Source organism: Brevundimonas sp. GW821-FHT10A07 (assembly GCF_059415785.1).
In genome coordinates this window covers 163,995-175,693 of sequence record NZ_JBWKNX010000008.1, presented here as the reverse complement: position 1 = coordinate 175,693, position 11,699 = coordinate 163,995, and the positions used below count along the sequence as shown (strand labels likewise).

13 protein-coding genes and 1 other RNA gene are annotated in these 11,699 nt (G+C 68.5%); 7 read left to right on the top strand and 7 right to left on the bottom strand.

Going from position 1 to position 11,699, the window contains the following annotated elements:
• Nucleotides 1–85: 85 nt before the first annotated feature.
• Together purT and tkt are read right to left on the bottom strand one after the other, a co-directional pair.
• Nucleotides 86–1,297 (bottom strand): formate-dependent phosphoribosylglycinamide formyltransferase, encoded by a 1,212-nt coding sequence (gene purT / locus AC07NC_RS09035; RefSeq protein ID WP_494569321.1) that lies wholly within the window; start codon nucleotides 1,295–1,297, stop codon nucleotides 86–88.
• Between the two features lie 180 nt (nucleotides 1,298–1,477).
• Entirely contained in the window at nucleotides 1,478–3,469 is a 1,992-nt protein-coding gene (gene tkt, locus AC07NC_RS09030; RefSeq protein WP_494569320.1) for a transketolase, read from the bottom strand.
• A 95-nt stretch (nucleotides 3,470–3,564) separates the two neighbouring features.
• Between tkt and AC07NC_RS09025 the strand changes: the two genes are divergently transcribed.
• From AC07NC_RS09025 to AC07NC_RS08995, 7 genes are all read left to right on the top strand, one after another.
• Nucleotides 3,565–3,873 (top strand): hypothetical protein, encoded by a 309-nt coding sequence (locus tag AC07NC_RS09025; RefSeq protein ID WP_494569319.1) that lies wholly within the window; start codon nucleotides 3,565–3,567, stop codon nucleotides 3,871–3,873.
• Nucleotides 3,873–4,193 carry a cell division protein ZapA gene (locus tag AC07NC_RS09020; RefSeq protein WP_008263136.1) on the top strand — a complete coding sequence of 107 codons (321 nt, stop codon included), beginning with the start codon at nucleotides 3,873–3,875 and terminating at the stop codon, nucleotides 4,191–4,193. The genes AC07NC_RS09025 and AC07NC_RS09020 overlap by 1 nt, the downstream gene beginning before the upstream one ends.
• Nucleotides 4,194–4,258: 65 nt before the next feature.
• Nucleotides 4,259–4,421: non-coding RNA, 6S RNA (ssrS, locus tag AC07NC_RS09015), on the top strand.
• 118 nt (nucleotides 4,422–4,539) lie between these two features.
• Nucleotides 4,540–5,085 (top strand): 5-formyltetrahydrofolate cyclo-ligase, encoded by a 546-nt coding sequence (locus tag AC07NC_RS09010; protein ID WP_494569318.1) that lies wholly within the window; start codon nucleotides 4,540–4,542, stop codon nucleotides 5,083–5,085.
• Between the two features lie 70 nt (nucleotides 5,086–5,155).
• Nucleotides 5,156–5,374, top strand: coding sequence for a type II toxin-antitoxin system VapB family antitoxin (gene vapB, locus AC07NC_RS09005; protein ID WP_494569317.1), 219 nt, complete (start codon nucleotides 5,156–5,158; stop codon nucleotides 5,372–5,374).
• Complete coding sequence (locus AC07NC_RS09000) at nucleotides 5,374–5,808, top strand: PIN domain-containing protein (protein ID WP_494569316.1); 435 nt, start codon at nucleotides 5,374–5,376, stop codon at nucleotides 5,806–5,808. The genes vapB and AC07NC_RS09000 overlap by 1 nt, the downstream gene beginning before the upstream one ends.
• The gene (locus tag AC07NC_RS08995; protein WP_008261349.1) at nucleotides 5,805–6,626 is read left to right on the top strand and encodes a TIGR00282 family metallophosphoesterase; all 822 of its coding nucleotides are present in this window, start codon (nucleotides 5,805–5,807) and stop codon (nucleotides 6,624–6,626) included. The genes AC07NC_RS09000 and AC07NC_RS08995 overlap by 4 nt, the downstream gene beginning before the upstream one ends.
• A gap of 49 nt (nucleotides 6,627–6,675) precedes the next feature.
• Here AC07NC_RS08995 and AC07NC_RS08990 read toward each other — a convergent pair whose 3' ends face one another.
• From AC07NC_RS08990 to AC07NC_RS08970, 5 genes are all read right to left on the bottom strand, one after another.
• Nucleotides 6,676–6,996: an XRE family transcriptional regulator gene (locus AC07NC_RS08990; protein ID WP_494569315.1), complete on the bottom strand. Its 321-nt coding sequence runs from the start codon at nucleotides 6,994–6,996 to the stop codon at nucleotides 6,676–6,678.
• 1 nt (nucleotide 6,997) lies between these two features.
• Entirely contained in the window at nucleotides 6,998–7,354 is a 357-nt protein-coding gene (locus tag AC07NC_RS08985; protein ID WP_494569314.1) for a type II toxin-antitoxin system RelE/ParE family toxin, read from the bottom strand.
• A 58-nt stretch (nucleotides 7,355–7,412) separates the two neighbouring features.
• Nucleotides 7,413–8,978, bottom strand: a complete 1,566-nt coding sequence (locus AC07NC_RS08980) for an alkaline phosphatase D family protein (RefSeq protein WP_494569313.1) — start codon at nucleotides 8,976–8,978, stop codon at nucleotides 7,413–7,415.
• A gap of 98 nt (nucleotides 8,979–9,076) precedes the next feature.
• On the bottom strand, nucleotides 9,077–10,219 hold the full coding sequence (locus AC07NC_RS08975) for a glycosyltransferase family 4 protein (protein WP_494569312.1): 1,143 nt from the start codon (nucleotides 10,217–10,219) through the stop codon (nucleotides 9,077–9,079).
• 34 nt (nucleotides 10,220–10,253) lie between these two features.
• On the bottom strand, nucleotides 10,254–11,639 hold the full coding sequence (locus AC07NC_RS08970; protein WP_494569311.1) for a cytochrome P450: 1,386 nt from the start codon (nucleotides 11,637–11,639) through the stop codon (nucleotides 10,254–10,256).
• Nucleotides 11,640–11,699: the final 60 nt, after the last annotated feature.

Sequence of the window (11,699 nt, the reverse complement as noted above, 5' to 3'; positions counted from 1 at the left end):
GGGGGGAGGATTTTGGTGTTCGCATTCCTCCCCCCTTGGGGGAGGTGGCGCGGCGCGGAGCGCCGTGACGGAGGGGGCTGTGAGGTCAGCCGCGCACCACCTTCACGCATCCCGCCGCCTCGCGCGCCCGTTCGCGGGCCTGGTCCGTGTCGGCGCCGCAGGCGGTCGCGACGCCCATGCGGCGGCGGTCGAAGGCTTCGGGTTTGCCGAAGAGGCGCAGGTCTGCGGTGGGGACGGACAGGGCTTCGGCGACGCCTTCGAAGGCGATCCCTTGCGCCTCCAGGCCGCCGTAGATGACGGCGCTGGCGGCGGGTTCGCGCAGGGTCACGTCGACGGGCAGGCCCAGGATGGCGCGGGCGTGGAGGGCGAACTCGCTCAGGGTCTGGCTGGCCAGGGTGACCAGGCCGGTGTCATGCGGGCGGGGCGAGACCTCGGAGAACCAGACCTGGTCGCCCTTGATGAAGAGTTCGACGCCGAAGACGCCCCATCCCTTGTTGTCTGGGCCGCCGAGGGCGTCCGTGACCTTGCCGGCGATGTCCTGCGAGGCGGCGAGCGCAGCGGGGCTCATGGCCTGGGGTTGCCAGCTTTCGACATAGTCGCCCTTGACCTGGCGGTGGCCGATGGGGGCGCAGAAGTCGGTGCGGGTCGAGCCGTCGGCGGCGCGCGAGCGGACGGTCAGCAGGGTGATTTCAAAATCGAAGTCGATGCGACCCTCGACGATGACGCGGGCGGTTTCGACGCGACCGGCGGACTGGGCGTAGGTCCAGGCGTCGGCGATTTCGTCGGGGCTTTCGACGAAGGACTGCCCCTTGCCGGACGAGGACATGACCGGCTTGACGAAGGCGGGGTAGCCGACGGTCTCGGCGCCGGCGGCCAGTTCCTCGGCGCTGCCGGCGAAGGCGTAGGGGCTGGTCGGCAGGCCCAGTTCTTCGGCGGCGAGACGGCGGATGCCCTCGCGGTTCATGGTCAGCTGCACGGCGCGGGCGGTGGGGATGACCACGGCCAGGCCGGCGGCCTCGATATCGGCCAGGACCTCGGTGGCGATGGCCTCGATCTCGGGCACGATGATGTGCGGGGCCTCGGCCAGGATGACGCCGTTCAGCACCTGGGGGTCGGTCATCGGGATGACGTGGCTGCGGTGCGCGACCTGCATGGCGGGGGCGTTGGGATAGCGATCGACGGCGATGACTTCGACGCCGAGGCGCTGAAGCTCGATGGCGACCTCCTTGCCCAGTTCGCCGGAGCCGAGAAGCATGACGCGGACGGCGGTGTCGGAGAGGGGGGTGCCGAGTTTCATCGTCTGCTCCAACGTCCCTTCTCCCCCTGCGGGAGAAGGTGGCCCGGAGGGCCGGATGAGGGGTCGGTTGATGTGGACTTTTGCGGTCGGTGCGACCCCTCGCCCGACCGCGCCAGGACGACGGCTGCGCCGCCGTGCGCGGTCTCCCTCTCCCGCAGGGGGGGAGGGAGGTGAGAGGGGTTAGAGCCGGGCCTTGACCGCCGCGACGACGGCGTCGGCGGTGATGCCGAACTTGTCGTAGAGGACTTCGGCGGGGGCGGAGGCGCCGAAGCCGGTCATGCCGATGAAGGCGCCGTCCTCGCCGATGAAGCCTTCCCAGCCCTGTTTGATGGCGGCTTCCACGGCGACGCGGATCGTGCCGCGGCCGATGACCGAGGCGCGGTAGGCGGCGTCCTGCTGCTCGAACAGTTCGAAACAGGGGACGGAGACGACGCGGGTCGGGACGCCGGCGGCCTCGAGGGTCTCGGCGGCCTTCAGGGCCAGGGCCAGTTCCGTGCCGGTGCCGAACAGGGTGGCCTTGGCTTCAGCCGAAGCGGGCTTGATCTCGTAGGCGCCCTTGGCCGAGAGGTTCTCGGTCGAGGCGACGGTGCGGACGGCCGGGGTCTTCTGGCGCGACAGGGCCATGGCCGAGGGCGAGGTCCGGGTCTCCAGCGCGATCTTCCAGCATTCCATGGCCTCGACCGTGTCGGCGGGGCGGAAGACCAGGAGGTTGGGGATGGCGCGCAGGGCGGCCAGGTGTTCGACCGGCTGGTGGGTGGGGCCGTCCTCGCCCAGGCCGATGGAGTCGTGGGTCAGGACGTGGATGGCGCGGACCCCCATCAGGGCGCCCAGACGGATGGCCGGGCGGCTGTAGTCCGAGAAGACCATGAAGGTGCCGCCGTAGGGGATGACCCCGCCGTGCAGGGCCAGGCCGTTCATGGCCGCGGCCATGCCGAACTCGCGGATGCCCCAGTTGACGTAGCGGCCCTCATAGGACGGCGCGTCCAGGATCGGGGTGCCGGCGACGAAGGTGTTGTTCGAACCGGTCAGGTCGGCCGAGCCGCCGACCAGTTCGGGGATGGCGGCGAAGACCTGGTCCAGGGCGGCGCCCGAGGACTGGCGCGTGGCCTGGGCGGGCTTGGTTTCGATCAGTTCGGCGATCTTGGCGTTCAGGGCGTCGAAGGCGCCCTCGGGCAGGTCGCCCTTCATGGCGCGGGTGAAGTCGGCGGCCTGGCCGGAGGCGGCGAGGCGGGCCTCCCACTTCTTGCGGTCCTTGGCACCGCGACGCCCGACCTTGGCCCAGGCGTCGGCGATGGTCTGGGGCATTTCGAAGGGTTCGTGATCCCAGGCCAGGCCCAGACGGGTGGCGGCGATCTCGGCGGCGCCAAGCGCGGCACCGTGGGTCTTGTGGCTGCCTTCCATGGTGGCGGCGCCCTTGCCGATCTTGGTCTTGCAGGCGATCAGGGTCGGCTTGTCCTGGCGGGTCGCCCATTTGAGGGCGGCCTTGATCGCGTCCATGTCATGGCCGTCGATGGCCTTGACCGCCCAGCCGGCGGCCTTGAAGCGGGCCTTCTGGTCGGTGGTGTCGGACAGGGAGACCTTGCCGTCGATGGTGATCTCGTTGTCGTCCCACAGGACGGTCAGCTTGTTCAGCTTGTAGCGGCCGGCCAGGGCGATGGCTTCCTGGGACACGCCCTCCATCAGGCAGCCGTCGCCGGCGACGACCCAGGTGCGGTGGTCGACCAGGTCCTCGCCGTATTTGGCGGCCAGGTGACGTTCGGCCATGGCAAAGCCGACCGAGGTGGCCAGGCCCTGGCCCAGGGGGCCGGTGGTGACCTCGACGCCGGGCATGTGGCCGTATTCCGGGTGACCGGCGGTCTTGGAGCCCCACTGGCGGAAGTTGGATAGTTCTTCCTTGGTCGCGGCCTTGTAGCCGGTCAGATGCAGAAGCGCGTAGATCAGCATCGAGCCGTGGCCGGCCGACAGGATGAAGCGGTCGCGGTCGGCCCAGTCGGGGCGGCTCGCGTCGAACTTCAGGAATTTGGAGAACAGGACGGTGGCGACGTCGGCCATGCCCATGGGCATGCCGGGGTGGCCCGACTTGGCCTTTTCGACGCCGTCCATGGCGAGGACGCGGATGGCGTTGGCCATCTGCTGGGGCGTGGCCTTGGGGGCGGATTTGGCGTCGGTCACGGGGAAGACCTTTCGGCGGAAGCGGAAATTCAGAAGCGCGCCGCTTTACCCCGGCGCGTCCTCGGGTTCTATACGGAATTTATAAGGAGCGACCGATGGCAGACGCCACCACGGCCGCACGGGCCCGTATCGATCGGGCCCTGGCCGAACTTGAACGCAAGATCCTGGAGCTGAAGGCCCGTCCGGCCTCGGCGCCGGCGATCGCCGACGACGACCTGTTCGCGCCCAGAGCTGGGAATGGGGCGGATGCGGCGCGGGTGGCCGAGCTGGAGGTGGCCGGGCGCGAGGCGTCGCAGGCCCTGGCCCGGGCGGCGGCGGCGGTGCGCGAGGTGCTGGCCCAGGATGATCTGGATCAGGACGAGCTGCGCCAGGACGGCGAAGAGACCGAAAGCGAGGCCCGCTGATGGCGACGGTGACGGTGGAGGTCAACGGCCGCCCCTATGCGGTGGGCTGCGCCGACGGGCAGGAGGAGCGGGTCCGCATCCTGGCCAAACAGTTCGACAATCAGGTGCGCCAGGTGGCCCAGGATGTCGGCCATGTCGGGGACCTGCGGCTGTTCCTGATGTCGGCCCTGATCCTGTCGGACGAATTGCACGAGGCGCGCCTGAACGGGGGCGGAGGTCCTGCGCCGCAGACAGCCGCCGCGCCGCCGACCAGCGACGGGGTGGCCGAGGCGCTGAACGCCGTGGCCGCGCGGATCGAGAAGATCGCCCAATCTATCTGATCACGGCCGATCTGATCACGGCGCTTGAGAAGGCGGGGCGCAGCGCCTATCTTGTTTGACGGCGGGTCCTGCTGCGGCCCTCGTCGAAGGCATACATTTCCTCGCGACCTTAATTCACTCAAAGGGATCTGTCCCTGTCCGGGCTCGAGGGCCTGGGCATATGGAGCCCACCTGGCTACCCAGGTTCGAGAGGATTTAAACGCCCTTCACGGTTCTTGCGGCGCCGCCAACCTCTCTCTTTTTTGTCGCTACCGCTCGCCGCGCGGCGGCTCGCTGCTTGAGCGAGTCCGGCATGCGAGGCGCATGGTCTCTGTGCGGGGCCGGATGGGGCGTGTAAGCCCGCGTCATGACCCTTGAGAAGCATGAACTCCGGTCGGCCGCCCGCGCGCGGCGCAAGGCTCTGGCCGAGGCCGATCCGATGGCCGCCCGGCGCGCCGCCGACCATGCCGAGGCCCTGCCGCCGGGGCAGGTGGTGGCCCTGTACAGCGCCATGGGGTCCGAACTGGACGCTGAGGCCCTGGCCGTGGCGCTGGAGGCGGCTGGGCGGCGGCTGTGCCTGCCGGTGGTGCTGGAGCGGGACGCGCCGATGATCTTTCGCGCCTGGTCGCCGGGCGAGCCGCTGGAGATGGACGCCGCAGGCTGCCACGCGCCCCTGCCGCTGGCCGAGGTGTTGGAGCCGGATCTGATCCTGACGCCACTGCTGGCGTTCGATGCGGCCGGCGGGCGGCTGGGGCAGGGCGGCGGGTTTTATGATCGCACCTTTGCGGCGCGGCCCGAGGTGATCCGGGTCGGCTTCGCCTATGCGGGACAGGCGGTCGAGGCGCTGAGCCTCGAGGCGCACGACATGCGGCTGCACGGGGTGCTGACCGAGGCGGGGTATCGGGCGTTCTGAGGGATATGCCATTGACATATACCTTGCGCTTCCTCATCATTCTGGAATGAACGCCCCGTGGAAAGCGCCGTTGAAGGCGTCGATCTTCATGTCCAATCGCTCGCAGGCGGTGCGGCTGCCCAAGGCCGTGGCCTTTCCGGACGATGTGAAGGAGTTGCGCGTCATACAGGAGGGGCGAAGCTTGCTGCTGGTGCCTGCGGACGCGGTCTGGACCGATTTTCTGGCGGAGCCGGGCATAGATATTTGCGAGCCGGAAGATCCGATCGACGATTCCGTCGTGGAATTCTGATGCTGCGCTACAGCCTGGACACCAATGTCTGTGTCCGCATTCTGAGAAACAGGCCGTTTCTGAGCGGGCCCCTGGCGGACCGGCTGAACGATTCGGCCGACTCCATTGCGGCTTCGACCATTGTGGCGATGGAGCTTCTGTATGGCGCGGCCGTGTCGGATCGGCCCGAGCAGCGGCGAGAACAGGCCAAAAGACTGCTGGTGCGGATGACCGTGCTTGATTTCGATGCGGCTGCGGCCGAACACGCGGCCGACATCAAGGCCAATTTGAAAAGGCGCGGCGAATTGATCGGTTCAAACGACATTCTGATTGCGGGGCACGCCCGTAGTCGGGGTCTGATCCTGGTGACGGGTAATCTGCGCGAGTTCGAACGCGTCGAAGGCTTGCGGGTCGAAGACTGGCCCGCGGGTCCGAACGCCCCGAGCGTCAAATGAGACTGGCCTTCTTCGGCGACGTCATCGGCAAGTCCGGCCGTGACGGGATCAGCGATCATCTTCCGGGCCTGAAGCGCGACCTGAAGCTGGACTTCGTGGTGGTGAATGCGGAGAACGCTGCGGGCGGTTTCGGCATCACCGAGAATACGGCGCGCGAGCTGTTCATGGCGGGCGCCGACTGCCTGACCCTGGGCAACCACTCGTGGGATCAGCGCGAGGCCCTGACCTATATCGTGCGCGAGCCGCGGCTGATCCGGCCGGCCAACTATCCGCGCCTGATGGATGCGCCGGGCGCCGGGGCCAATCTGTTCGAGACCCATTCGGGCCGCACCGTCCTGGTGATGAATGTGCTTGGCCGGGTGCATATGGACCCGATGGACGATCCGTTCGGCGCCGTCGAACGCGAGCTGGCGGCCGCGCCCCTGGGGGCCGTGGCCGATGCAGTGATCGTGGACATGCACTGCGAGGCGACCAGCGAGAAGATGGCCATGGGCCATTTCTGCGACGGCCGCGCCTCGCTGGTGGTGGGCACCCATACGCACGTCCCGACCGCCGACTGCCAGATCCTGCCCGGCGGCACGGCCTATCAGACCGACGCCGGCGGCTGCTGCGACTATGACAGCGTGATCGGCAACGAGAAGGAAGAGCCGTTGCGCCGCTTCACCACCCGAATCTCGGGCGGGCGCTACATGCCTGCGTCCGGTCCGGCGACGGTGTGCGGCGTGTTTGTCGAAACCGACGACAAGACCGGGCTGGCGACGCGGGTCGAGCCGATCCGGGTCGGCGGACGGCTGAGCCAGGCGGTGCCGGTTCTCTGATCCGCAAGGGAGAAGTCGCCGCACTCTCCTGGGCGAGGCGGATCCTTACTCAGTGGGTGATGTCGCCCATGCCTGTGAGGTGCAGGACGCCCTTTCCAGGCAGTTCGACGCGCAGTTCAAGGGTGCCGCCGGCCGCCTCGACGAACCGGCGCAGGGTGGACAGATAGAGATCGGCCTGGCGTTCCATCTTGAGCACCGAAGGCTGTTTGACTCCAAGCGCCTGAGCGATCTGCTCCTGGCTGCGTTCGGCCAACTCGCGCAACGCCTTCAGGCCTTCCACTTCGCCCACGAGTTCGGCGGCGCGGGCGTCGATGCGCGCCCGGCGGGCCTCGGGCAGCGCAGCCATGATCTCTTCGCGCGTGCGACCCATCCTATGTCTCCTTCAACGCCTTCAAATGGCTGGTGAACCGGCTGTCCGCCTTGGCGATCAGCCCCTTGTAGAACCGTTTCTGGGCCACGCCCGCCTTGTCGCCGGCCACCAGCAGGATCGCCTGCCGCGCCGGATCGAATGCGAACGCCACCCGCCAGACCCCGTCCGCCGCCTTGAACCGAAGTTCCTTCATGTTGGCGTGCCTTGACCCGGTCAGGGTGTCGGCGTGGGGTCGGCCCAGACCCGGTCCAAAGATTTCCAGGAGCGCCGTCATCGCCAGAAGCTCGTCCTGGACTTCGACGGGGAGGGCGTCGAACTCCGGGTCGAAGTCATCATGGTTGCTGACGGCCCATGGCATGTCTTTATATAGCCTTGAGGCTATATCTTGTCCATAGGCTACAGCCTATGCGAGGTCATCACGCCGTCGTTAGGGTGTTCGACCCCGCCTCGACCACCAGGGTTTGACGGGTCGTCAGCACGCCCGAGCGATCCGACACCTTGTCCAGGACCTTGAACTGGGTAGTCCACAGGTTCGGGGTCGCTTCGCAGATCAGATAGCCGCGCTGGGTGTTGCGGAACTTCAGCTGGGGATTGGCCGACAGGAAGCGGTCGTAGTCGGAGCCGCGGTCCGAGCCGTCGCCGCCGGAGCTGATCGAGGTGCCGACGAATTCGACGGCGATGGGGGCGCCCTCGGGCTGGCTGCCGTCCAGCCACAGACCGCCGGCGTAGTTCTGATGCTCGTCGCCGGTCAGGACCACGACATTGTCGATGCGGCGGTCGCGGATGTGGCGCAGCAGGCGGTTGCGGGGCACGCGATAGCCGGCCCAACTGTCGGTGTTGACGCCCTGGCCGCCGGAGGTGTTGCGGTTCAGGTCCATCATCATGACCTGCTGGGCCAGGGCCTTCCAGCGCGCCTTCGAGCGGTCGAGATTGGTCAGCAGCCAGGCCTCCTGAGCGTCGCCCAGCACCTGGGCCGTCGTCGCCTCTATGCCGGGGCAGGTGGCGTTGTAGCGGTCGCCGCAGGGCTGGTCCGTGCGGTACTGGCGGGTGTCGAGGAAGGCGATGTCCAGCAGGTCGCCGTACTGGGCCCGGCGATAGGCCTGCATGCCCGCGCCGCGCGGGAAGGCCGACTTCCGCATCGGCATGAATTCGTAGAAGGCCTGCATGGCGGCGGCGCGACGCAGCAGGAAGACTTCAGGCGGCGCGCCGTCCTGATCGATGTCGCCGACCCAGTTGTTGTCGATCTCGTGGTCGTCATAGGTGCAGAACCACGCCGCCGAGGCGCGCGAGGCCTGAAGATCCGTGTCCATCGTGTACTGGGAGTAGCGGCGGCGATAGTCGTCGAGGCTGTAGATCTCGCCGCCCAGGTGGACGCGGGTGTTGTCCTGCGGGCCTGAACCCGACTGGTAGATCGGGTTGCCCCGGCCTTCGTAGATATAGTCGCCGTAGCAGAAGATGAAATCCAGATCCTCTTCCGCCATCCTGCGGTGGGCGGTGTAGTAGCCGCTCTCATAGGCTTGGCAGCCGGCGACGCCGAAGCGGACGGCCGAGACGGCGGCGCCGGCCAGGGGGGCGGTCTTGGCGCGGCCGACGCCGCTGCGCTCGGTCCCGCACTGGAAGCGGTAGAAATAGAGGCGGGCGGGCTCCAGTCCCTCGACCTCGACATGGACGGAGTGACCCAGTTCGGGCCGGGCGATCGCCTCGCCGGACCGGACAACGGTGTTGAAGCCGCGGTCGGCGGCGACTTCCCATTTCACCGCGACGGGCGCCTTGGGCATGCCCGAGCCGTAGGCGACCGGGTCTGGGGCCAGACGCGTCCAGATGACGAAGCCGTCGGGCAGGGGGTCGCCTGCGGTCACGCCCAGCCGGAAGGGGTTCACGTCGAAGACGGCCTGGGCCAGGGCGGGGCCGGTGTTCGACAGGGCCAGGCCGCCCCCGAAGGCGGCGAGCATGGACCGGCGGGAGAGGGCGAGCGTGGTCATCGAAAATCCCCGAACTGGAGCCCGGCTCTATCGCCGCGATGTGACAGATTTTCCAGCCGTATCCGCATCCGACGGGGCTCCGCACGCCGCCTTGGGCGTCAGGCGGCGAGGCGACGTCCCGACAGGACGACAGCCTTGCGGATCTGCTTCAGTTCGGCGGACCGTTGTCGGGGGGAGTGGACGTCCATCACATGACGCTGTCCGGCGCAGGCCAGGGCCGTGCGTTCATCCGGGTTGCGGATCAGGCGCTCCATCGCCTCGGCCAGGCTTTCGGGCGTGATCTCGTCGACATAGAGGGCATGGTCGCCGCTGGCCTCGCGCAGGCCGCCCCGGCCAGACGAGATCAGGGCCGCGCCCGCCGCATGGGCCTCGACCGCCGTCAGGCCGAAGGGTTCGTCCCAGACCGAGGGGGTCAGGGCGATGGCGGCGGTCTTCATGATGTCGCGCACCTCCGACAGGGGCGCCGAATGCAGGACGGCGACCCGGGGGCCGTACCGCTCAAGCGGGGCGAGGTGGGGCCCGGCCCAGGCGGCGTGCCTGTCCCAGTCGTTCAGCATCAGCACCGCACGCCAGTCGGGGTGGGCGTCGAGTACGGCGGGCAGGGCGGCGCACAGGACGTCCAGACCCTTCTCCGGCATGGCCCGACCGGCGAAGGCGATCACCCGCTGCCGGTCGTCGGGCGAGGCGAACCAGGCGGCGGCGTCGATGGGGTTGGGCAGGGCGTAGGCGCGGTCGGCCAGGCGGGGATAGGTGCGGGCGAAGGCGTTCCGCTCGGCGGCGCTGACGAAGATGAAGCCGTCCATTCGGCCATATCGGGCCGCGTAGCGCCAACGGTCGATCCGATGGCGCGCAGGCTTCAGCGCATTATGCCGATAAAGAACATGGACGGCTTGGGGAAAGCGTGACGATACGGACAGGGCCTGTTTCACCTGCTGGTGGTGTTCGATCAGATCCGGCCCGAAATCGCGCAAGGCGTCGATGAGACCTTGCTGTGTATTGCGGCGCGGCAGGGTGGTCACCATGCCCGGCGCATTATGATCCTGGGCGCCCTCCAGGCAGAAAATTCGCGTGTCTGCGTCGCCGTTGAAGAGGGCGAGAGTCCGCACGACCGTCTCCATGGAGTTGGGGCGGGCCTCGGAGAAGACCGAGCCCGGAGGCAGCAGAATGGCGGTGCGCAGCGCGATGATCCCCGGAGAAATTAGCCAGCAAGGGTTCGCCTGATCGGCGAGACCGACTGTCAAACGCTCCAGGTCGGGAAATCCGTCGCTGAAATCGTCAGCGTCTGCGCGCTCGCAGCCGCAACCGCATCGCCTCGCGGCTGCGAAGGGTGATCTGATGCACCGGCCGGGGTTCGACCGTCGTGACGGGCTCGATCTCGGCGGCGCGCAGGATGGAAGCCAGGGCGATCACCGCCTCCTGGATGGCGAAGGCGGCGCCGATGCAGACGCGGGGACCGGCGCTGAAGGGGATGTAGGCGTAGCGGTCGATGGACTTGCGGTTCTGCGGCAGGAAGCGTTCCGGCCTGAAGGCGTCGGGGTCGTCCCACAGCAGGCTGTGGCGCTGCAGGATCCACGGCGAGATGATGACGGTGGCGCCGGCCTTGATCGGCTGGCCGCCGATCTCGTCGTCGGCCAGGGCCTTGCGGGCCATGGTCGGGGCGGGCGGGAACAGGCGCATGGTCTCATCCAGAACGGCGCGGGTCCAGGGCAGGGCGTCGGCCCATTTGGGATCGGAGACGTCGACGGCGTCGGCCTCGGTTTGCAGGCGGGCCAGGTATTCGGGCTGGCGCGACAGCAGGTGCAGGGTCCAGCCCAGGGCGCGGGCCGTGGTCTCGTGCCCCGCCAGGATGAAGGTCAGGATGTTGGCGGCGACCTCTTCGTCGCTCAAGCCGGGGCCGCCGTTCTCGTCGCGGGCCAGCAGCAGGGCGCTGAGCAGGTCGTCGGGGGCTGCGTCGCCGGATTCAATGCGGGCGCGGCGGGCCTCGACCAGTGTGGTGACGCGCTGTTCGAAGAAGCGGGCCGAGCGGAAGCTGGCCAGACGGCCCAGGCGCGGGGCCCAGTCCGGGGCGCCCAGGACGTCCAGCGGATCGATGCGGGCGCCATTGGCCAGGAACTGGTTCAGGGCGCGCTCGAAGCCGCGCGCCTCGCCGCCCAACTCGTCCGAGAACATGGTGGCGGACAGGATGTCGAAGGTCAGGCCGGACATTTCGGAGTCGATGTCCAGCACCCGCCCGCGCGGCGACAGGGACCAGCCGGCGACGCGGGCCTGGCAGACCTCGGCCATGCGGGCGTTCAGGGTGGCCATCTTGGCCGGGGTGAACAGGGGGGCCAGGATGCGGCGGGCGCGGCGCCAGACGTCGCCCTCGGTCAGCAGCAGGCCCTCGGCCAGCATGGGCCCCAGGACGCGGCGTTGCAGGTCGCCCTTTTCATAGTTGGCGGCGTTCTCGGTCAGGACGTGGCGGACGCCCTCGGGGTGGCTGACCACCAGGATCTCGCCGAAGGCGCTGTTGCCGTGCAGTTGCGGCTCGGTGAAGTGCCGCTCGGACCACATACGGAGGGGGTCGCGCCAACTGATCCAGAGGAAGGGCAGCAGCGACAGGGGCTTGCCCGTCCGTCGAGGCGGTATGGCGGGGCGGAAGATGTCGGTCGCGGTGGCGTCCATTAGACGCTCCTATGCAAATCGCCCGTCAGCCAGGCGCGTGGTCCGTAAACGCTCGATCTG